We start from the raw sequence: 22,675 nt of genomic DNA, 5'->3' as shown, positions 1-22,675 counted from the left end.
TTATATTCAAAATACGCCATCTCTGGGTAACGCGGCCATCCAGCACTATAATGGCTATCATACGGAGAAAGAATTATGAAATTTGTAGATGAAGCCAAGATTTTGGTTGTGGCGGGAGATGGCGGCAATGGTTGTGTCAGCTTCCGTCGTGAAAAATATATTCCAAAAGGTGGACCTGACGGCGGTGACGGCGGTGACGGCGGTGACGTTTACCTGCAAGCAGATGAGAACCTCAATACACTCATCGATTATCGCTTTGAAAAATCTTTCCGCGCTGAGCGTGGGCAAAATGGACAAAGCCGTGACTGTACCGGTAAGCGTGGTCAAGATATCACGATTAAAGTCCCTGTAGGAACGCGTATACGCGATCTTGGTACCGGTGAGGTACTGGGTGATATGACGCGCCATGAACAGCGTCAAATGGTTGCTAAGGGCGGTTTTCATGGCCTAGGTAACACCCGTTTTAAATCTTCAGTTAACCGTGCACCACGTCAACGCACGATGGGTACTCCAGGTGAAACGCGTGAACTGATGTTAGAATTAATGCTCTTGGCAGATGTCGGTATGTTAGGGATGCCGAATGCAGGTAAGTCTACCTTTATTCGCTCTGTATCAGCTGCAAAGCCAAAAGTTGCAGATTATCCATTCACCACCTTAGTGCCAAGTCTCGGTGTCGTACGGATGGATAACGAAAAAAGCTTTGTGGTTGCAGATATTCCTGGATTGATCGAGGGGGCAGCTGAAGGCGCAGGTCTAGGGATCCGTTTCCTTAAGCACCTAGAGCGTTGTCGCGTTTTATTGCATTTAATCGACATTTGCCCAATTGATGAATCTGATCCAGTAGAAAATGCGAAGATCATTATTAGCGAACTCGAAAAATACAGTGAAAAACTCGCTGAAAAACCACGCTGGTTGGTCTTTAACAAAGTCGACATTCTTGGCCCTGAAGAGTCTGCTAAGCGTGCGGCTGAAATTGCCAAAGCCATGGGCTGGGAAGACAAATACTACATGATCTCTGCGGTGAATCATGAAGGCGTAAAAGCCCTGTGCTGGGATATCATGGAGTTTATGGAAACTCAACCACGTGATATGGCCGTCACTGAAGATGAAAAACAACCTGAAAAAGTTGAATTTATGTGGGATGACTACCACAAAGAGCAACTAGAGGGTGCCGAAGATCTGGATGATTGGGATGACGATTGGGATGAAGATGATGACGAAGGTGTCGAAATCATCTATCAAAAATAAGTCAATCGACTGATATGAAAAAGGCGCGGATGCTTATTACCGCGCCTTTTTATTTGTCTTGATCATGTTAGGTGATCAATTTTTTTGGAAAAGATCTTTATAGAGTCTGCTTTCAAAACGCACCAAAGGAACACGTCGACTACGTTGTTGATTCTGTGGTACTGCATAGGCAGAAATAAATTGTACAAAGGCGACTCGTTGACCACTGGCAGTAGTTATAAAGCCAGCAAGGTTATAGACTCCTTGTAACGCACCTGTTTTTGCTGAAACTTTGCCATTGACGCCCGCTTCATCTAACCCACCACGATAGCGTAACGTGCCATCGTGTCCTGCAAGAGGCAGCATCGAAATAAAATCAAGTTGCTGATCATTTTTGGCAATAAACTGTAAAATTTCCATCATAGTTGCAGGCGTAATTAGGTTATGGCGTGATAAGCCTGAGCCATCGACCATTACGGTGTTTCCTAAATCAATGCCTGCCTTCTGCTTTAAAATCTGTCTAACCGCATCGGAGCCGGAACGCCATGTTCCGGGGACACCATAATAGTCACGCCCGATAGTACGAAATACGGTATCAGCAATCATGTTGTCAGATTTTTTCAGCATGACTTTGAGCAGATCATGCAGTGGCTGTGATTCCGTTTTGACTAAAACCTGTGATGGCGCCGTTGGTAGCGTACGTTTTTTCACATGACCGGTTAATTCAATGTCTGCATTTTGTAGTTCATTTTTAACAATAGCGCCAGAATAGCTAGCCCCATTTTGTACAGCAAACGCGAGTGGTAGAGGTTCACTGCGTTGAGCTAGGCACCCTGTTAAGGTATAACGATTTAACTCGCCCGGCACGACGTCAAGTTCACAATAGCGACCTTCAGGAGCGCCTGGGGCTAATGTTTTGACTTCACTAAACATATTAACGGGGTAGAAACTCGCAGCCTTGATATAGGCCATGTCACCCGCTTTCTGGGCGGGGTAAAGTGAGACCGAAAAACAGTTTCTATCGATAATAGCCGCAGCAGGGGGCGCACTGAAGCATTGTGTCATATCGTTCCACACCCAGCCTGGCGCTTTATCATGGCTGGTAAATGCCGAAATATCGACAATGAGATCCCCCTCTATTTTGTGGATCCCCAACTGCCTTAATGCATTCACCATATTGCGAATCTGCTGGCGAGTGAGCGTTGGATCGCCACTAAAGCGGATAACAAGATCGCCCGTTAATGTATTACCACTTAATTTGGCGTCCGTTTCAAAGTTGGTCACAAAACGGTAATCAGGGCCAAGCTGTAAAAGTGCAGCGAGTGCAGTAACGACTTTTTGAGTACTAGCAGGCAGTGCCATTTGCTGTGCGTTGTAATCAATAATAGGCGTATCGCTACCGACTTTTTGCGCAACCAGAGCGAGGTTAGTACCATCGGGTAAATATTGTTTATAATCATCAATCGGAATAGCAACTGCTTGTCCTGTCGCCAAAACAAGTCCTAAAGTGATGATCCATTTTCTGGTGAGTGTTAATAACGGCATAAATTTCACGCATTAGGGTAGACATACTGTACATACTAAAGTGTAATGCCTGAAAAAGTAAACGATGACCCGCTATTAACTCTACGTTAGAATGGCAAGCATTGTGATAAGATAAGTGTGTGAATGGTTACTAAAGAGTCATTCACGGCCTGTGTATTGTTCGAACGCCCCCTTTTTTCTTACGGGGGGTAGTGTGCTGTTGTTACAAAAATCAGGAAGATACTTATTTTTAGATAGGATTGAAACAGAGGTATTTATCAATGAAACAGATTCCAATGACGGTATTGGGTGCAGATAAATTACGAGAAGAGCTCGATCATCTTAAATCTGTCCGCCGCCCGGAAATTATTGCAGCAATTGCCGAAGCTCGTGAACACGGTGACTTGAAAGAAAACGCAGAATATCATGCTGCGCGCGAACAACAGGGTTTCTGTGAAGGTCGAATTCAAGAAATCGAATCAAAGCTTTCCCATGCTCAGGTGATTGATGTCACTAAAATGGCAAATAATGGTCGTGTGATCTTTGGTGCAACAGTAACTGTTCTGAATGTTGATACAGATGAAGAACTGACTTACCGTATTGTGGGTGATGATGAAGCAGATATTAAAATTAATCTAATCTCTGTCAATTCACCGATTGCACGCGGGTTGATAGGTAAAGAACTCGATGATGTGGTTGTGATTAAAACCCCAGGCGGTGATGTTGAGTTCGAAATTCTTAAAGTTGAGTATATCTGATTCCTATTTCACTGAATTGGTTATATTATTTTACTGTATTAGCGAAAAAGGCCGCTAGCGGCCTTTTTCTTCATATAAAAGCTGCCTTCAATGGCATTTTTATATAAATTAAGGGTGATTATTTAGGTAAAATAATTTTGCGCTCAGCCGATGGACGGTAGAGAACAAGTATCTTGCCTATAATTTGTACATTAGCAGCACCCGTTTCGCGAACGATTGCCGCCGCGATCAAATTTTTAGTTTCGCGATCTTCGCCTGCGATTTTGACTTTGATAAGCTCATGATGAGCTAATGAAAGTTCAATCTCTGCTAATACGCCTTCAGTTAATCCATTGTTGCCAATCATAACAACTGGGTTTAAGTGATGAGCAAGGCTTTTCAGGTGCTGGATTTGTTTTTTGTTAAGATTCATCGATTTTTTACTTCGTTAGTATTGAAAATGGCTTATTCTACCGCCATCTGATATCTATCACCATCAATTAATCTCTGTCGGATGGTAAAGAAGTAACAATGAATACCCAAAATAATTCGTGTTACATGTCTGTGAAGTGATGAATAGTCATGTAGTTTGAAAAATAGTGGGGATAGATGTGTTCTATTAGTATAGTTGGAAAATGCAATGGCCAATAAAAAACGTTCGGCAAGCTCAAGTCGCTGGTTGCAAGAACATTTTAGTGATAAATATGTTCAGCAAGCACAAAAGAAAGGGCTTCGCTCACGTGCATGGTTTAAACTGGATGAAATCCAGCAAGGTGATAAAATTTTTAAACCAGGCATGACCGTTGTTGATTTGGGGGCAGCACCCGGAGGTTGGTCACAGTATGTTGTCAGCCAAATAGGCAATAATGGCCGGGTGATTGCTTGTGATATTTTACCTATGGACCCGATTGTCGGCGTTGATTTCCTTCAAGGGGATTTTCGTGAAGAAGCAGTGTTGGCAGCATTGTTAGAGCGGGTTGGTGATAAAAAAGTCCAGGTAGTCATGTCTGACATGGCTCCCAATATGAGTGGGACTCCCGCGGTCGATATACCTCGATCGATGTATCTGGTTGAGTTAGCATTGGATATGTGCCGTGCTGTGCTGGCACCTGGGGGAAGTTTTATTGTTAAAGTGTTTCAGGGAGAAGGCTTTGACGAGTACCTCAGGGATATCCGCTCCCTATTTACGAAGGTAAAAGTTCGTAAACCCGAATCTTCGCGGGCACGATCGCGTGAAGTATACATTGTAGCGACAGGGCTAAAACTGTAGTACCCTGAACGTTATTTGTTAACACAGTTGTAATATGAGGTTAATCCCTTGAGTGACATGGCGAAAAACCTGATTCTCTGGTTAGTCATCGCAGTTGTTCTGATGTCCTTGTTCCAGAGTTTTGGCCCAAGCGATTCGAATAATCGCAGAGTTGATTATTCTACGTTTATCAATGAGTTAGCCCAGGATCAGGTACGTGAAGTTCGTATCACAGGTCGTGAATTAAACGTCAGAAAAGCTGATAATAGCCGCTATACAACTTATCTTCCTATGCAGGACGAGAAGCTGTTAGACACGCTACTAAATAAGCACGTAACTGTCGTTGGTGAGCCACCAGAAGAACCTAGCTTTCTGCAAACTATCTTTATTTCCTGGTTCCCAATGCTTCTGCTAATCGGTGTCTGGATCTTCTTTATGCGCCAAATGCAAGGTGGTGGCGGTAAGGGAGCGATGTCATTCGGTAAAAGCAAAGCTAGAATGCTGACGGAAGATCAAATCAAAACAACTTTTGCGGATGTTGCAGGTTGTGATGAAGCAAAAGAAGAAGTCGGTGAAATCGTTGATTTCCTCCGTGAACCTGCTCGTTTCCAAAAGCTGGGTGGTAAAATTCCTAAAGGCGTTTTGATGGTAGGCCCTCCAGGTACGGGTAAGACGTTGCTTGCTAAAGCCATTGCTGGTGAAGCAAAAGTCCCCTTCTTTACCATCTCAGGCTCTGATTTCGTTGAAATGTTTGTGGGTGTTGGTGCATCTCGTGTTCGTGATATGTTTGAACAAGCGAAAAAAGCCGCGCCTTGTATTATTTTCATCGATGAAATCGATGCTGTAGGTCGTCAACGTGGTGCCGGTTTAGGTGGTGGTCACGATGAGCGTGAACAGACATTGAACCAAATGTTGGTTGAAATGGATGGTTTCGAAGGCAATGAAGGGATTATCGTTATTGCTGCGACCAACCGTGCTGATGTTCTTGACCCTGCATTATTGCGTCCAGGCCGTTTCGACCGTCAGGTTGTTGTTGGACTACCGGATGTTCGTGGTCGTGAACAAATTTTAAAAGTTCATATTCGTCGTGTTCCTATCGACCCAAGTGTTGATACCTTTATCTTAGCTCGTGCGACACCGGGTTTCTCGGGTGCTGAGTTAGCAAACTTAGTTAACGAAGCCGCTTTATTCGCCGCTCGTGCAAATAAACGTGTTGTTTCGATGGTTGAGTTTGAAAAAGCGCGTGACAAAATTTGGATGGGTGCTGAGCGTCGTTCTCTGATGATGACGGAAGAACAAAAAGAATCAACCGCCTATCATGAAGGTGGGCATATGATTGTTGGTCACTTAATGCCTGAACATGACCCTGTTCATAAGGTGACTATTGTTCCTCGTGGACAAGCGCTCGGTGTGGCCTTCTTCTTACCTGAAGGGGATGAAGTCAGCCGTAGCCGCCTAAAACTGGAAGGGATGATTGCAACGGCATATGCGGGTCGTATCGCAGAAGAGTTGATTTATGGTCGTGAAAAAGTCACAACCGGTGCGTCATCTGATATTCAGTTTGCGACAAACTTAGCACGTAACATGGTCACACAATGGGGCTTCTCAGATCGTTTAGGTCCAATGCAGTATTCTAAAGAGGAAGGTCCAGCGTTCTTAGGTCGTTCTTCTGGTAATGGTTCTGGCATTTCTGATGAAACCGCTCGCATTGTCGATGAAGAAATTAAAATTATCTTAGACCACTGTTATCAGTTGGCTTATAAAACGTTAACAGACAATATTGATATTTTGCATGCAACTAAAGATGCATTGTTGAAATATGAAACTATCGATATGCCTCAGATTGATGATCTGATGAATCGACGTCCAGTGCGTGAGCCAGCAGGTTGGGATGAAGATAAAAAGGTAAGTAACGTAACGGGTTCCTTTGGTACTGGTGCAAGCGCATCAAAGCCTGAAATCAATACGGAAAAACCTCAACAATCTGAAGAACCAAAAGACAGTGAAGGTGGATCGCATTCACCAGATAATACAAACGATAACAAACCTCAGTAAGCTATCGTGAAGTCTATATAGAAAAACCCCAGGTCTCTGGGGTTTTTTACGTTAAGGTGAGATAACGAATGAAAATCAGAGCGAAAGGTTGTGAACTTGATTTGTCGGCTCCCAAGGTGATGGGGATTTTGAATGTTACTCCTGACTCATTTTCAGACGGTGGCACTCATAATCGTTATCATGATGCACTCGAGCATGCCGCTAAAATGGTTAATGAAGGGGCATCGATTATCGATATCGGCGGTGAATCGACCCGTCCCGGTGCTGCCGATGTTTCGATTAACGAAGAACTCGATAGAGTCATTCCTATTGTTGAAGCAATCGCAAAACGATTTGATGTCTGGATTTCTGTTGATACCTCAAAAGCAGAAGTCATGTCAGAGGCGGCAAAAGCAGGCATGCACTTAATCAATGATATCCGCTCATTACATGAAGAGGGTAGCCTCGAAGTTGCGGCTCAAAGTGGTTTACCTGTGTGTATTATGCATATGCAAGGTCAACCACGAACCATGCAGGACGCGCCTAATTATGAAAATGTGGTAAGAGAAGTTAAAGAATATTTTAATACTGAAATTGAGCGCTGTGTCGCGGCAGGAATTGATAGGCAACAGATAATACTCGATCCAGGTTTTGGTTTTGGCAAAAATTTGCAGCATAATTACCAGCTATTGGCAAATTTGGATCAGTTTCATGATTTCGGACTACCGCTATTGGCAGGCATGTCTCGTAAATCTATGATTGGAAACTTATTGAGTGTTCCACCACAAGAACGGCTTGTGGGAAGTGTTGCTTGCGCGACAATTGCCGCAATGAAAGGTGCACAAATTATTCGTGTGCATGATGTCAAAGAAACCGTTCAAGCAATGCAGATCGTTCAGATGACTCTGTCAGAAAAGGAAAAGTTAGCGTATGAGTAACCGTAAATTTTTTGGTACCGATGGTATTCGTGGCAAAGTGGGTGATAGCCCAATCACGCCTGATTTTGTCTTAAAATTAGGTTGGGCAGCAGGAAAAGTCCTTGCGCGCCATGGTTCACGGAAAATTATTATTGGTAAAGATACGCGTATCTCTGGTTATATGTTGGAGTCATCTTTAGAGGCTGGCTTGGCGGCGGCAGGATTATCTGCTTCATTCACAGGTCCAATGCCAACCCCTGCGGTTGCTTACCTTACTCGAACTTTCCGTGCTGAAGCAGGTATCGTTATCTCCGCTTCTCATAACCCATATGATGACAATGGCATTAAATTCTTCTCTATTGATGGTACAAAATTACCTGATGAAGTCGAAGAAGCGATAGAAGCAGAAATGGAAAAGCCGATCACTTGTGTCGAGTCAGCTGAATTAGGTCGTGCAAATCGTATCGTTGATGCGGCAGGGCGTTACATTGAATTTTGTAAGGGCACCTTCCCAAGTGAGCAAAGTCTATCTAGCTTAAAAGTGGTTATTGATTGCGCGAATGGTGCCACTTATCACATTGCACCGAATGTTTTTCGTGAATTAGGCGCGGAAGTGATCGCAATTGGCTGCGAGCCTAATGGCATTAACATTAATGAAAAATGCGGTGCTACCGACGTACGCATGCTGCAAGAGCGTGTTTTAGCAGAAAAAGCGGATGTTGGCTTGGCGTTTGATGGTGATGGTGACCGTTTAATTATGGTTGACCATGAAGGTAACAAAGTCGATGGTGACCAAATCCTGTATATCATCGCACGTGAAGCCTTACGTCAAGGTCAGCTAAAAGGTGGCGTTGTTGGCACACTAATGAGTAATATGGGGCTAGAGATTGCGCTGAAACAGCTCGGTATTCCGTTTGAACGTGCAAAAGTAGGCGACCGTTATGTCCTTGAGAAGCTTCAAGAAAAAGGCTGGCGTATGGGAGCTGAAAACTCAGGTCATATTATCTTATTAGATAAGACGACAACAGGAGATGGCATTGTTGCTGGTTTGCAAGTATTGAGTGCGATGGTACGTAACCAAATGAGCCTGCATGATCTCTGTAGTGGAATGAAATTACTTCCTCAAGTCTTGGTCAACGTGCGTTTTTCTGGTTCCCATGATCCACTGCAAAGTGAAGCGGTATTGGCGGCAAATGAGCAAGTGGAGAAGGAATTGGCAGGTAAAGGCCGTGTGTTACTGAGAAAATCAGGAACTGAACCACTGATTCGTGTTATGGTGGAAGGCGAAAATGAAGCTGAAGTTTTAGCCATGGCAAATCGTATTGCTGACGCTGTCAAAGCTGAAGGTTAATCACATTCAGCATATATGCTGTTTAAAAATAAGGGACTCGCTGAAAGCATGACAAAGTGGCAAGCCGTTTGACTTATTTGCTGTTTTTTTCCGCAAATAAACCGCGGAAATAAAATTTGGCTTGCTTGTCTGCTCAGCTTTGGTTAGTATTCGCACCTGCTCAATCCTGTAAAGGTCTTCCTGAAAGGTAAAATGAGTAGGTGTGCAGTACTTTAGGTCATAGTGGTAACACTATGTGCCGCAACTGAATAGGTAACTCGAATGTACATAGCTCTTTTAATTGTTTTCTTGTTGGTAGCTATCGGCCTTATTGGTCTGATCATGTTGCAACAAGGTAAAGGTGCTGACATGGGTGCGTCATTCGGTGCGGGTGCATCTGCAACACTGTTTGGTTCATCGGGTTCTGGTAACTTCATGACTCGTATGACTGGAATCTTGGCTGCTGCGTTTTTCATTATCAGTTTGATTCTTGGCAACATGACTGCCAACAAATATGGAACTGGTAGTAAGTGGGAAAACATCAGTGAACCGGCAAAAGTCGAGCAACCAACAGACGTTCCGGCAGCACCAGCTACACCAACGAGTGATATTCCTCGTTAAGTGTTAAAGATTCCGGATGAAGGCCTTTAGCCATCATCAAAATAAAGAATTTGAGGTTATTGTTTATTAATAAATGAATAACCTCGCCTCAGTGCCGAGGTGGTGAAATTGGTATACACGCTACCTTGAGGTGGTAGTGCCTACAAAACGGGCGTACGGGTTCAAGTCCCGTCCTCGGCACCATTATTTAGATAACTTGTGCTATACGAGTTATTTGTGTAGAATATGTCACGTTTTCGAACGCGGGATGGAGCAGCTTGGTAGCTCGTCGGGCTCATAACCCGAAGGTCGTCGGTTCAAATCCGGCTCCCGCAACCAATTCTTAGTCAGCATATCTTGTCAGATGTATTTATCGGAATTTCTCATCGATTTATCTAGATTTTAAAGATATACTAAGAACATGGTAGAACCCGTTGGCACTACAGGGTCCAGTTTCATAAAGCCCCGAAATTTCGGGGTTTTTTGTTATTTGACAATCGAATTAACTGGGCTTTTATAGCCCTTTTTTTATGTCTGGGGGTGGGCTTGTCCACATTAGAACAAAAATTGACAGAGATGATTTCAGCACCGGTGGAAGCACTTGGCTTTGAATTTGTAGGCTTAGAGTTTGTCCGTGCGCGTACATCGACATTGCGTGTTTTCATCGATAGTGAAGAAGGCATCACTGTTGATGATTGTGCTGATGTCAGCCATCAGGTGAGTGCAGTGTTGGATGTCGAAGATCCAATCTCTGTGGTCTATAACCTAGAAATATCGTCACCAGGGCTAGAGCGCCCGCTATTCACTGTCGCCCATTATGAGCGTTTTGTCGGTGAAGAGGTGGCACTGACTTTACGCATAGCGATGCAGAACCGCCGTAGATGGCAAGGCATTATTAAAGCCGTCGAAGGTGAAATGATAACGGTTACTGTGGATGGTAAGGATGAAGTGTTCGCCCTTGGCAACATCCAGAAAGCTAACTTGGTACCCCACTTTTAATTAAGTTCAATGAGGCAACTAGGATGAACAAAGAAATTCTGGCTGTTGTAGAAGCGGTTTCTAACGAAAAATCCCTCCCTCGTGAAAAAATATTCGAGGCTCTGGAAACAGCACTAGCGACAGCAACCAAAAAGAAATATGAACAAGAAATCGACGTTCGTGTAGCGATTGATCGTAAATCGGGTGATTTTGACACTTTTCGTCGTTGGTTAATTGTTGAAGATGTTACTATGCCAACGCGTGAAATTACGCTGGAAGCTGCACAATTTGAAAACCCAGAATTTCAACTGGGCGAATACGTTGAAGATCAGATTGAATCTGTTGCGTTTGACCGTATTACAACACAAACAGCAAAACAAGTTATCGTTCAGAAAGTTCGTGAAGCTGAACGTGCAATGGTCGTTGACCAGTTCCGTGAGCAGCAAGGCGAAATCATCACTGCTCAAGTTAAAAAAGTTAATCGTGAAAATATTACGTTAGATCTTGGCAATAATGCTGAAGCCGTTATCTTACGTGAAGATATGTTACCGCGTGAAAATTTCCGTCCAGGTGACCGAATTCGTGGTGTGCTGTATGATGTCCGTCCTGAAGCACGCGGTGCGCAACTTTTTGTGACCCGTTCTCGCCCTGAAATGCTGATTGAACTATTCCGCATTGAAGTGCCAGAAATCGGTGAAGAAATTATTGAAATCAAAGCTGCTGCTCGTGATCCCGGTTCTCGTGCCAAGATTGCAGTAAAAACTAACGATAAGCGTATTGATCCAGTCGGTGCTTGTGTTGGTATGCGTGGTGCGCGAGTTCAAGCGGTTTCTAGTGAGTTAGGCGGCGAGCGAATTGATATTGTGTTATGGGATGATAACCCAGCTCAATTCGTGATTAATGCAATGGCTCCGGCTGATGTGGCATCTATTGTGGTCGATGAAGACAAATGTACAATGGATGTTGCCGTAGAAAGCAGTAATTTGGCTCAAGCGATCGGCCGTAATGGTCAAAACGTTCGTTTGGCGGCACAATTACTGAAAAAACACCGTGGTGATGACAAATGGGAACTGAATGTCATGACCGCAGAAGAGCTGAATGCAAAACATCAGGCAGAAGCACATGCTTCTATTGACACATTCACCAAGCATCTTGATATTGATGAAGAGTTCGCCACTGCACTTGTTGAAGAAGGCTTCTCGACGTTAGAAGAACTGGCCTACGTGCCTATCAAAGAGCTTCTGGAAATTGACGGTTTAGATGAAGAAACTGTTGAAGTTCTACGTGAAAGAGCGAAAGCGGCCCTTACCACAATTGAATTGGCTCAAAAAGAGAGCCTAGGTGATAATCAGCCAGCAGAAGATTTATTAAATCTGGAAGGTATGGATAATACTTTGGCCTATAATTTGGCTACTCGCGGTATCTGTACACTGGAAGATCTTGCTGAGCAGGGCATCGACGACCTTATTGATATTGAAGGTCTGGATGGTGAGAAAGCAGGTGCACTCATCATGGCCGCACGTAATATTTGCTGGTTCGGTAACGATGCGTAAACACTGTAGCAGGAAGGAACGGCATGACAGAAACTGTAAAATCATTGGCAGCAGAAATTCAAACCACAGTTGAACGCCTGATACAGCAATTTGCTGAAGCAGGGATCAAAAAAGGTGAGAATGACTCTGTTAGTCAGTCAGAAAAAGAGACATTGCTGGGCCATTTGAATCGTGAACAAGGCGGTTCTGCGGGTCAGCCAAGTAAGTTAACACTACAACGTAAAACGCGTAGTACGTTGAGTGTTCCAGTCACCGGTGGTAAGAGCAAATCGGTAAATGTAGAAGTCCGCAAAAAACGCACTTATGTGAACCGCGACGCTGAGCAAGCGCAAGCGGAAGAGCAGGCGAAGCGTGAAGCGGAAGAGCAAGCACGGCGCGAAGCTGAAGAACTGGCCAAACGCGAAGCAGAAGCAAAACGTATTGCAGAAGAAAATGCGAAACGTGAAGCAGAAGCAAAGCGCGAGGCCGAAGAGAAAGCAAAACGTGAAGCAGCTGAAAAAGCTACGCGCGAAGTAGCGGAAAGAGAAAAAGTGAAACCAAGCGAAAATCATCAAAAAGCTGGCAAAGCCGGTGAAAACAACTCTGAAAAACAGCGCCGTGAAGCTGAAGCTGCGGCTCTGAAACGTAAAGTTGAAGAAGAAACCCAGCGTAAAGTTGAAGCTGAAGCGAGACGTGTAGCTGAAGAAGCCCGCAAAATGGCAGAAGAAAATAACGATAAGTGGAATAATGATTCCAAAGTCGACGATGATAGTGATTATCACACGACAACTTCTCGTCATGCTCGTGCCGCGGAAGATGAAAACGACGAGAAAGAAGAAGGCCGTCGTTCTCGTAACCGTAGCGCTAAAGCGCCTCGCCAGAAGAAAGGGAATAAACTTTCGGAGAAGGCTGATCGCGAAGAAGAACGCGCTGTGGGTCGCTCTAATCGTGTCAAAGGTAAACAACGTAAAGGTAGCTCACTGCAACAAAGCTTTAATAAGCCAGCCGCAGCAGTTAACCGTGATGTTGTTATCGGCGAAACGATCACTGTCGGTGAACTGGCGAATAAAATGGCCGTTAAAGGCTCACAAGTGATTAAAACAATGATGAAGATGGGCGCGATGGCGACTATCAACCAAGTCATTGACCAAGAAACTGCACAACTGGTTGCAGAAGAAATGGGACACAAAGTTATCCTTCGTCGTGAAAACGAGCTAGAAGAAGCGGTAATGAACGATCGTGATACAGGTTCAGCGGGTGAAGAACCTCGTGCACCTGTCGTCACTATCATGGGTCACGTTGACCATGGTAAAACGTCGCTACTTGACTATATTCGTTCGACCAAAGTTGCTTCTGGTGAAGCGGGTGGTATCACCCAGCACATTGGTGCTTACCATGTGCAGACAGACAAAGGTATGATTACCTTCTTAGACACCCCAGGTCACGCCGCGTTTACGTCAATGCGTGCTCGTGGTGCACAGGCAACGGATATCGTTGTTCTGGTTGTTGCAGCAGATGATGGCGTGATGCCACAAACGATTGAAGCCATCCAACACGCGAAAGCGGCGGGTGTGCCAATTGTTGTTGCTGTGAACAAAATTGATAAACCAGAAGCTGACCCAGATCGCGTTAGAAATGAGCTGTCACAATACGGCGTTATTTCTGAAGATTGGGGTGGTGATACACAATTTATCAGTGTATCAGCGAAAAAAGGAACGGGTATTGATGACCTGCTCGACGCTATCTTACTGCAAGCTGAAGTATTAGAACTGAAAGCGGTTTATGCGGGTATGGCAAGCGGTGTGGTTGTTGAGTCTTATCTTGATAAAGGACGTGGTCCAGTTGCGACTATCCTTGTTCAAGAAGGGACGCTTAACAAAGGCGATATCGTTCTGTGTGGCTTTGAATACGGCCGTATTCGTGCAATGCGTAACGAATTAGGTAAAGAGGTACAATCTGCGGGTCCATCCATGCCTGTTGAAATCCTCGGCCTATCAAATGTACCGTCAGCCGGTGATGAAGCAACGGTTGTTCGTGACGAGAAAAAAGCACGTGAAGTTGCATTGTATCGCCAAGGTAAATTCCGTGATGTGAAACTGGCTCGCCAGCAGAAATCTAAACTGGAAAACATGTTTGCTAACATGGAAGACGGTAAAGTGTCTGAATTGAACATTGTTCTGAAAACCGATGTTCAAGGTACTTGTGAAGCCATTACTGACTCACTGATGAAACTGTCTACTGATGAAGTGAAAATTAAAATCATCGGTTCTGGCGTGGGTGGTATCACGGAAACTGACGCGACATTGGCAGCTGCGTCAAATGCGATTATTCTTGGCTTTAACGTTCGTGCGGATGCATCTGCTCGTCGTGTTATCGAGAGTGAAAGCGTTGACTTACGTTACTATTCCGTCATCTATAGCTTGATTGATGAGATCAAACAAGCGATGAGCGGTATGCTGGCGCCTGAATACAAACAGCAAATCATGGGGCTTGCCGAAGTCCGTGATGTATTTAAGTCACCAAAATTTGGTGCAATCGCAGGTTGTATGGTGACAGAAGGTACTATCAAGCGTAATAACCCAATCCGCGTCCTACGTGATAACGTTGTTATTTACGAAGGTGAGCTGGAATCATTACGTCGCTTTAAAGATGACGTCAACGAAGTACGTAACGGTATGGAATGTGGTATCGGTGTTAAGAACTACAATGACGTCCGTGTTGGCGATATGATTGAAGTCTTTGAAGTGATTGAAGTTAAGCGTTCTATTGACGGTTAATTTCTTTGATATACTGTAATTACAGATTAATATTTATTCTAAATCATTTAGGATGCCGTTAGGCGACAAGTGAATGAGTGCTTAAGAAGATACATCGGTATGTGATTAGGACGAATCAGCGTAGTCAACAACACGGCATCTTAAAAGTAGGATGAGTATATTTGGGGGGCTTATGCCCCCCTTAATGTCAGGAGATATAACGATGGCAAGAGAATTTAGTCGTTCTCAGCGCGTAGCACAAGAAATGCAAAAAGAAATTGCGATTATCTTGCAGCGTGAAGTTAAAGATCCCCGCATTGGAATGGCAACGGTTTCAGGTGTTGAGCTTTCAAGAGATTTAGCGTATGGCAAGGTGTTTGTTACCTTCCTTAATATCTCTCATGAAGAGCATGAATCTCAAATGGTGCAAGATGGCATTAAAGCTCTGAATGAAGCCTCAGGTTTTATTCGTTCTTTGCTAGGTAAAGCGATGCGCTTACGTGTTATTCCTGAGTTAACGTTTTCTTACGATAGCTCACTGGTTGATGGTATGCGTATGTCTAACTTAGTTTCGAATGTGATTCGCAATGATGAAATGCGTCGTGCGGATGCGGATAGTAAAGAGGAAAAATAATGGGGCGTCGTCGTAGCGGCCGTGATATACATGGCGTTTTGCTGCTGGATAAACCCACGGATATTTCTTCAAATGATGCGCTGCAAAAAGTGCGGCGCTTCTTCAATGCAAATAAAGCGGGTCACACGGGTGCGTTAGATCCACTTGCAACAGGGATGCTCCCTGTTTGTCTCGGTGAAGCAACCAAATTTTCTCAATTCTTACTCGATTCAGATAAGCGCTATCGTGTGATTGCACGGTTGGGTCAACGTACGGATACGTCTGATTCTCATGGTGAAATTATTAGTGAGCGCGATGTTGAGTTTACACAGGCTCAGCTGGACGCTGCATTAGCGCATTTTCGTGGTGATACCTTACAAGTGCCCTCTATGTACTCGGCATTGAAACATCAGGGGCGTCCATTGTATGAATATGCACGAAAAGGGATCACTGTTGAACGAGAAGCCCGTCCGATAACGGTTTATGAGTTGCAATTTCTTCGTTTAGAGAATAATGAACTTGAGCTGGAAATTCACTGCTCTAAAGGCACCTATATTCGGACAATTATAGATGATTTAGGTGAAATGTTAGGCTGTGGTGCTCATGTGATTTATTTGCGTCGAGTTCAAGTCGCCAATTATCCATACGAACGTATGGTTACATTGGAGCAACTCGCCGAACTAAGAGCGAAGGTTGATGAGGGTGAAGGCACTTTCGAGTCGTTACTTGATCCTTTATTGCTACCAATGGATACCGCGGTTATTCATTTTCCAGTCATTAATTTGACCGACGAAACGGCCGCTTATTTCAAGCAAGGCCAGCCGGTCAGGGCGGATATCGGTCAACTTGCCGAAGGTACAATGGTACGTATTACTTGTGGTGCAGCGCAGCGTTTTATTGGTATCGCATTAATCAGTGAAGACCTACGAATTGCCCCACGGCGTTTAGTTGTCGAAAATGAATAATCTGCATAGCGGCGCTTATTGCTTTGCTGCTACAAGCAGCGTAGAATAGCGGCGCTTAATCTGTGAGATACTAAATTAGAGATTGGGTCTCATTACATACATTTATACATTTGGAGTTTATTATGTCTCTAAGTACTGAAGCGAAAGCAAAAATCGTTGCTGAATTCGGCCGCGATGCTAACGACACTGGTTCAAGTGAAGTGCAAATCGCACTGTTAACTGCGCAAATCAACCACCTGCAAAGCCACTTTTCAGAGCACAAAAAAGATCACCACAGCCGTCGTGGTCTGCTGCGTATGGTTGCTCAGCGTCGTAGATTGCAAGCTTACCTGAAAGGTAAAGATATCGCACGTTACACAGCTCTGATCGAGCGTCTGGGTCTGCGTCGCTAATCTATACTCTAAATAATTCTAGGTGCAGCTAGTCAATAAGTGAATTGAAAGGCTAGGCGCAGAGTTATGTGGCTAGCTTAAATTAGCCTAGTTAACATCGCTGCAACTCGAAATATGACGACTATAGTCAGTTTCAGTGGAAAGGGGCCAAATGGCCCCTTTTCTTCTAAAAGTTATACATAAAGTTGAAGTAGTACTCGAATTATACTTAACTTAAATGCTAAGCTATAGTTCCTAATTAATTGTTTTATTAACGCCTCTTCAGCTACACCGATTCGCGCGGCTAATGAGAACATTGATTATATGAACATCAGTGTTCTCATTAGTCGCGAGGCTGTAGTAGGAAGAGAAAGCCAATGCCACTAGAGAAGCTCAGGTGGCCTAAAATAAAGGGTGATATTTTGTTAAATCCTATTGTTCGTAAATTTCAATACGGTCAGCATACTGTATCCATCGAAACTGGCATGATCGCGCGTCAAGCGACGGCGGCTGTGATGGTAAATATGGATGATACAGCAGTATTTGTTACTGCGGTTGCTCAGAAAAAAGTTAAAGAAGGTCAGGATTTCTTCCCTCTGACGGTTAACTATCAAGAGCGCTCTTATGCGGCAGGTCGTATCCCGGGTAGCTTTTTCCGTCGTGAAGGTCGCCCAGGCGAAGGCGAAACACTGATCGCTCGTTTGATTGACCGTCCTCTACGTCCTCTGTTCCCAGAAGGTTTCCTCAACGAAATCCAAATCATTGCAACGGTTGTTTCAGTTAACCCTCAAGTTAACCCTGATATCGTCGCTATGATTGGTGCTTCAGCTGCACTGGCCTTGTCCGGCGTTCCTTTCAATGGTCCAATTGGTGCGGCACGTGTTGGTTTCATTAATGATCAATATGTTCTGAACCCAACAGCAGATGAGCTGAAATCAAGCCGTCTCGACTTAGTTGTTGCGGGCACTGAAGGTGCTGTTCTGATGGTTGAATCAGAAGCAGAGCTGTTAAGCGAAGAGCAAATGCTAGGTGCTGTTGTTTTTGGTCATGACCAACAACAAGTTGTCATTAAAGAGATTAACGAATTAGTTAAAGAAGCAGGCAAAGAAAAATGGGATTGGCAACCAGAGCCAGTTAACCAAGCTCTGCGTGATAAAGTGGCTGCACTGGCTGAAAGCCGTATGGGCGACGCATACCGCATTACTGAAAAACAAGAGCGTTATGCGCAAGTTGACTTGATTAAAGAAGAAGTGACCGCTGCCATCGTTGCTGAAGACGAAAACGTTGATGTCGCTGAAGTTGCTGAAATTTTGGCTAACTTAGAAAAACAAGTTGTTCGTAGCCGTGTTATTCGTGGTGAGCCACGTATCGATGGTCGTGAGAAAGACATGGTGCGTGCTCTCGACGTGCGTACGGGTGTTCTACCTCGTACCCATGGTTCCGCCCTGTTTACACGTGGTGAAACTCAGGCTCTGGTTACCGCAACATTGGGTACTGAGCGTGATGCACAGGTTATTGACCAGTTAATGGGCGAATATACTGATCGTTTCTTGTTCCATTATAATTTCCCTCCATATTCTGTCGGTGAAACGGGCATGGTAGGTTCACCTAAGCGCCGTGAAATTGGTCATGGTCGTTTAGCAAAACGTGGTGTATTGGCTGTTATGCCTGACCATGCTGACTTCCCATATACTGTTCGTGTGGTATCAGAAATCACTGAATCAAATGGTTCATCATCAATGGCGTCAGTTTGTGGTGCTTCGTTGGCTCTGATGGATGCTGGTGTACCAATTAAAGCGGCTGTTGCTGGTATTGCAATGGGTCTCGTGAAAGAAGGTGATGATTTTGTTGTTCTGTCCGATATCCTAGGTGATGAAGACCACTTGGGTGATATGGACTTTAAAGTGGCGGGTAGCCGTGATGGTATCAGCGCACTGCAAATGGACATCAAAATTGAAGGTATCACTCGCGAAATCATGCAAGTGGCATTGAACCAAGCAAAAGGTGCTCGTCTGCATATTTTAGGGACAATGGAACAAGCGATTAACAGTCCTCGCGAAGAGATCTCTGAATTTGCTCCGCGTATTTATACTATTCGTATTAATCCGGACAAGATTAAAGATGTTATCGGTAAAGGTGGTTCTGTGATCCGTGCACTGACAGAAGAAACGGGGACAACCATCGAAATCGAAGATGACGGTACAGTGAAGATCGCCGCGACCGACGGTCTAAAAGCGAAAGAAGCTATTCGTCGTATTGAAGAAATTACCGCTGAAGTTGAAGTGGGTCGTATTTACCAAGGTAAAGTGACTCGTATTGTTGATTTCGGAGCATTTGTTGCTATCGGTGGCGGTAAAGAAGGTTTGGTTCACATTTCTCAAATCGCGGACAAGCGTGTTGAGAAAGTGACTGACTATCTGCAAATGGGTCAAGAAGTTCCTGTTAAGGTATTGGAAATCGACCGTCAAGGCCGTATCCGCCTGAGCATGAAAGAAGCTGTCGCGACTGAAGAAACTCCAGCACAGCAGCAGGACTCAGCAGAATAGGCTGAATCTGAACAGCGCCCTATGTTTTAGGGCGCATAGCCATAATTTGCTGACACAGTGGTAATGTAAGGACGGAGTATGCTGAACAGTATCTGTCTTCGGTTTAGGGGCTTAAACGCGTTAACTCGCGGGGTCTCTGCGCTTATCTTTTTTGTGCTCCTTGGATGCAGTAACAAAGATTGGCGTAAAAACGAGGTATTTGCTGTTCCTCTGCAACCTTCACTACAACAAGAAGTAATATTGGCTCGTATGGAACAAATCCTTGCGAGCCGATCTTTGACCGATGATGAATACGCCCAGCTTTTATATGAGCGCGGAGTGTTGTATGATAGTCTCGGTTTGAGGGCGTTAGCGCGCAATGATTTTTCAACAGCGTTAGCTATTCGTCCCGATATTCCTGAAATCTTTAACTTTTTAGGAATATATTTTACGCAGGCTGGCAACTATGATGCCGCCTATGAAGCGTTTGATTCTGTATTAGAGCTTGATCCAACTTACAATTTCGCGCGTATGAATCGTGGCATCGCATTATATTACGGTGGCCGATACAAATTAGCGCAGGATGATCTGCTGGCGTATTATCAGATAGATCCAAATGATCCTTTTCGTACACTATGGCTTTATCTAGTAGAGAAAGACATAGACCCGCGTGTAGCACAGGATAACCTGGCTGCTCGTTATAACAGCGCGGAGAAAGGGCTATGGGGCTGGAATATCGTAGAGTTTTATCTAGGCAATATCAGTGAGAACACATTGATGGCGCGTTTGAAAGAAACTTCTGCGGATAACACTTCGCTCGCTGAGCATCTCAGTGAAACTAACTTCTATTTAGGTAAGCATTACCTAAGTCTGGGGGATAAGGATAGCGCAACTGCGTTATTCAAACTGACGGTGGCTAACAACGCCCACAGCTTTGTTGAACACCGCTATGCATTGTTGGAATTGGCGCTGTTAGGCCAAGAACAAGACGACCTTTTAGAATCGGGCCAGCAATAGCTGACGAACATTTCATGATTATTTTTTGAGTCATCATCCTTCGGGGTGACGGCCTATTTGTTCGTTTAATAACACAATTTGAGCCAGTTCACATTTTAAATGAAAATGACCGAAATGAATTTCGCACGGTTATGTAAACTGGCCGCCATTAAGTATGAGGCACCTTTACATGACCACCGAGACTGATATCTCTTTCGCTGATTTAGGTTTATCAGCGTCTATTTTGACTGCACTAAACGACCTGGGATATGAAAAACCTTCGCCAATCCAAAAACAATGTATCCCATTGTTGATGGATGGTAATGATGTGCTGGGTATGGCTCAGACGGGTAGTGGTAAAACCGCTGCATTCAGTCTGCCACTGCTCCATAACATTGACCCTGATTTAAAAGCTCCGCAAATTTTAGTCCTAGCACCAACGCGTGAGTTGGCGGTGCAGGTTGCTGAAGCGATGAGCGATTTTTCTAAACACATGAGCCGCGTTAACGTTGTTGCCCTGTATGGCGGTCAACGTTATGACGTTCAGTTGCGTGCTCTACGCCAAGGACCACAAGTGGTTGTTGGTACACCAGGTCGTCTACTTGACCACCTGAAGCGTGGTACGTTAGACCTGTCTAAACTGAAAGGTTTAGTATTGGATGAAGCTGATGAAATGCTGCGTATGGGCTTTATTGAAGATGTAGAAAACATCATGAGCCAAATCCCAGCAGAACATCAAACAGCACTGTTCTCTGCAACGATGCCAGAACCGATTCGTCGTATTACACGTCGTTTCATGAAAGAGCCTAAAGAAATTCGCATTCAGGCTAGTATTACAACACGTCCAGATATTGCTCAAAGTTATTGGACTGTTTACGGTATGCGTAAAAATGAAGCGTTGGTTCGTTTCTTGGAAGCAGAAGACTTTGATGCGGCAATCATCTTTGTTCGTACTAAGAACGCAACGCTAGAAGTGGCTGAAGCCCTTGAGCGTAATGGCTATAACAGTGCGGCACTGAATGGTGATATGAACCAAGCACTGCGTGAGCAGACTCTGGAACGTTTAAAAGACGGCCGTTTAGATATTCTGATCGCAACAGATGTTGCGGCGCGTGGCCTTGACGTTGATCGTATTAGTTTAGTTGTTAACTACGACATCCCTATGGATGCAGAATCTTATGTTCACCGTATCGGTCGTACAGGTCGTGCAGGCCGTGCTGGTCGCGCATTACTGTTCGTTGAGAACCGTGAACGCCGCTTGCTGCGTAACGTTGAACGTACGATGAAACTGACGATCCCAGAAGTTGAGCTGCCAGATTCTCAATTGCTGAGTGAACGTCGTCAGGCGAAATTTGCTGAGAAAATTCAACAGCAATTTGAAAGCAGCGACTTAGATCAATACCGTGCACTGCTGAAAAAACTGTCACCGTCAGAAGATGTTGATATGGAAACATTAGCAGCAGCACTACTGAAAATGGCACAAGGTGAGCGTGCGCTGATCCTGCCACCTGATGCACCACGTCGTCCACGTCGTGAATTCAATGACCGTGATGACCGTCGTCGTGACCGTAATGGTAATGGTTTCGAGCGTGCAGAACGTGGTGATCGCGGCGGTCGTCGTGAACGCCGTGATGTTGGTGATATGGAAATGTATCGTATCGAAGTGGGTCGCGATGATGGTGTGGAAGTTCGTCACATCGTTGGTGCGATTGCTAACGAAGCCGATATCAGCAGCCGTTATATCGGTAATATCAAGTTGTACGGGACTCACTCGACGATTGAATTACCAAAAGGCATGCCGACTGACGTATTAACGCATTTAAGCCGTGCGCGCATTCTGAACAAACCAACACAAATGCAATTGATTGGTGATGCACAACCATTTGAGCGCCGTGAGCGTCGTGGTGGTCCACGTCGTGATGTTGGCAATGAAGGTGGTTTCGGTGCGGGTCGTCGTCACGATCGTGATGGTGGAAACCGCCGTGGTGGTGATCGTGATAATGCGGGGGGTAACCGCCGTGGTGGTAACCGTGATCGCGGTAATAGCAACGGTCCACGTGGTCGCAATGAAGACCACAATACCGCCGCACCACGTCGTCGTAGCGCTAGCCATAATGCGTAATTAGTCACGCATTTACCGAGTTCTTAGTGTAAAACGTTATCGGTAAGATCTAAAAACCCGCTTTCCATTGGATTGCGGGTTTTTTTATTATTTCAATCTATCGTCGCAACAATCGCTTTCTATATTGTGTTGCGGATTAAGACACAGCCAAGCGGTCACTCTTCCTTGTGGATGGCTACTTTGGTGCTTATGCGTGAAT

The 22,675-nt window shown here is 44.7% G+C and carries 18 protein-coding genes and 2 tRNA genes; 18 read left to right on the top strand and 2 right to left on the bottom strand.

The window, feature by feature from the left end; all coding sequences use genetic code 11:
* Window positions 1–75: 75 nt before the first annotated feature.
* Complete coding sequence (cgtA, locus tag P2E05_RS18380) at window positions 76–1,248, top strand: Obg family GTPase CgtA (RefSeq protein WP_154622858.1); 1,173 nt, start codon at window positions 76–78, stop codon at window positions 1,246–1,248.
* A 75-nt stretch (window positions 1,249–1,323) separates the two neighbouring features.
* Here cgtA and dacB read toward each other — a convergent pair whose 3' ends face one another.
* Window positions 1,324–2,772 carry a serine-type D-Ala-D-Ala carboxypeptidase gene (gene dacB, locus P2E05_RS18375; protein ID WP_154622857.1) on the bottom strand — a complete coding sequence of 483 codons (1,449 nt, stop codon included), beginning with the start codon at window positions 2,770–2,772 and terminating at the stop codon, window positions 1,324–1,326.
* Window positions 2,773–3,032: 260 nt separating this feature from the next.
* On the opposite strand from dacB, the gene greA reads away from it, so the two are divergent.
* Complete coding sequence (gene greA / locus P2E05_RS18370) at window positions 3,033–3,509, top strand: transcription elongation factor GreA (protein ID WP_154622856.1); 477 nt, start codon at window positions 3,033–3,035, stop codon at window positions 3,507–3,509.
* A gap of 118 nt (window positions 3,510–3,627) precedes the next feature.
* On the opposite strand, the gene yhbY is transcribed toward greA, so the two are convergent.
* Entirely contained in the window at window positions 3,628–3,921 is a 294-nt protein-coding gene (yhbY, locus tag P2E05_RS18365; RefSeq protein WP_154622855.1) for a ribosome assembly RNA-binding protein YhbY, read from the bottom strand.
* A 207-nt stretch (window positions 3,922–4,128) separates the two neighbouring features.
* On the opposite strand from yhbY, the gene rlmE reads away from it, so the two are divergent.
* From rlmE to P2E05_RS18285, 16 genes are all read left to right on the top strand, one after another.
* Window positions 4,129–4,758 (top strand): 23S rRNA (uridine(2552)-2'-O)-methyltransferase RlmE, encoded by a 630-nt coding sequence (rlmE, locus tag P2E05_RS18360; protein ID WP_154622854.1) that lies wholly within the window; start codon window positions 4,129–4,131, stop codon window positions 4,756–4,758.
* A gap of 57 nt (window positions 4,759–4,815) precedes the next feature.
* Window positions 4,816–6,792: an ATP-dependent zinc metalloprotease FtsH gene (gene ftsH / locus P2E05_RS18355; RefSeq protein ID WP_154622853.1), complete on the top strand. Its 1,977-nt coding sequence runs from the start codon at window positions 4,816–4,818 to the stop codon at window positions 6,790–6,792.
* 68 nt (window positions 6,793–6,860) lie between these two features.
* Window positions 6,861–7,709, top strand: coding sequence for a dihydropteroate synthase (gene folP, locus P2E05_RS18350; protein WP_272657848.1), 849 nt, complete (start codon window positions 6,861–6,863; stop codon window positions 7,707–7,709).
* Complete coding sequence (glmM, locus tag P2E05_RS18345) at window positions 7,702–9,039, top strand: phosphoglucosamine mutase (RefSeq protein WP_154622851.1); 1,338 nt, start codon at window positions 7,702–7,704, stop codon at window positions 9,037–9,039. Before folP ends, glmM begins: the two co-directional genes overlap by 8 nt.
* A 261-nt stretch (window positions 9,040–9,300) precedes the next feature.
* Window positions 9,301–9,639, top strand: a complete 339-nt coding sequence (gene secG, locus P2E05_RS18340) for a preprotein translocase subunit SecG (protein WP_154622850.1) — start codon at window positions 9,301–9,303, stop codon at window positions 9,637–9,639.
* Window positions 9,640–9,732: 93 nt separating this feature from the next.
* Window positions 9,733–9,822, top strand: a tRNA-Leu gene (locus P2E05_RS18335).
* 58 nt (window positions 9,823–9,880) lie between these two features.
* Window positions 9,881–9,957 (top strand) — tRNA-Met (locus tag P2E05_RS18330).
* Window positions 9,958–10,164: 207 nt separating this feature from the next.
* Entirely contained in the window at window positions 10,165–10,617 is a 453-nt protein-coding gene (rimP, locus tag P2E05_RS18325; protein WP_014657325.1) for a ribosome maturation factor RimP, read from the top strand.
* Between the two features lie 23 nt (window positions 10,618–10,640).
* On the top strand, window positions 10,641–12,149 hold the full coding sequence (gene nusA, locus P2E05_RS18320; RefSeq protein ID WP_154622849.1) for a transcription termination factor NusA: 1,509 nt from the start codon (window positions 10,641–10,643) through the stop codon (window positions 12,147–12,149).
* A 23-nt stretch (window positions 12,150–12,172) separates the two neighbouring features.
* Window positions 12,173–14,905, top strand: coding sequence for a translation initiation factor IF-2 (gene infB / locus P2E05_RS18315; RefSeq protein ID WP_154622848.1), 2,733 nt, complete (start codon window positions 12,173–12,175; stop codon window positions 14,903–14,905).
* Between the two features lie 202 nt (window positions 14,906–15,107).
* Window positions 15,108–15,518 (top strand): 30S ribosome-binding factor RbfA, encoded by a 411-nt coding sequence (gene rbfA / locus P2E05_RS18310; RefSeq protein WP_154622847.1) that lies wholly within the window; start codon window positions 15,108–15,110, stop codon window positions 15,516–15,518.
* Entirely contained in the window at window positions 15,518–16,462 is a 945-nt protein-coding gene (gene truB / locus P2E05_RS18305; RefSeq protein WP_154622846.1) for a tRNA pseudouridine(55) synthase TruB, read from the top strand. Before rbfA ends, truB begins: the two co-directional genes overlap by 1 nt.
* Before the next feature lie 122 nt (window positions 16,463–16,584).
* Entirely contained in the window at window positions 16,585–16,854 is a 270-nt protein-coding gene (gene rpsO / locus P2E05_RS18300) for a 30S ribosomal protein S15 (protein WP_154622845.1), read from the top strand.
* 401 nt (window positions 16,855–17,255) lie between these two features.
* Complete coding sequence (gene pnp / locus P2E05_RS18295) at window positions 17,256–19,379, top strand: polyribonucleotide nucleotidyltransferase (RefSeq protein WP_154622844.1); 2,124 nt, start codon at window positions 17,256–17,258, stop codon at window positions 19,377–19,379.
* Window positions 19,380–19,457: 78 nt separating this feature from the next.
* Window positions 19,458–20,375, top strand: coding sequence for a lipoprotein NlpI (nlpI, locus tag P2E05_RS18290; RefSeq protein WP_154622843.1), 918 nt, complete (start codon window positions 19,458–19,460; stop codon window positions 20,373–20,375).
* 169 nt (window positions 20,376–20,544) lie between these two features.
* The gene (locus P2E05_RS18285; RefSeq protein ID WP_276122941.1) at window positions 20,545–22,476 is read left to right on the top strand and encodes a DEAD/DEAH family ATP-dependent RNA helicase; all 1,932 of its coding nucleotides are present in this window, start codon (window positions 20,545–20,547) and stop codon (window positions 22,474–22,476) included.
* The last annotated feature ends 199 nt before the right edge of the window (window positions 22,477–22,675 follow it).

This window comes from Providencia stuartii (assembly GCF_029277985.1).
Taxonomy (GTDB): Bacteria; Pseudomonadota; Gammaproteobacteria; order Enterobacterales; family Enterobacteriaceae; genus Providencia; species Providencia zhejiangensis.
The sequence above is the reverse complement of the archived record's forward strand: the minus strand, read 5'-3'. Positions and strand labels throughout refer to the sequence as shown.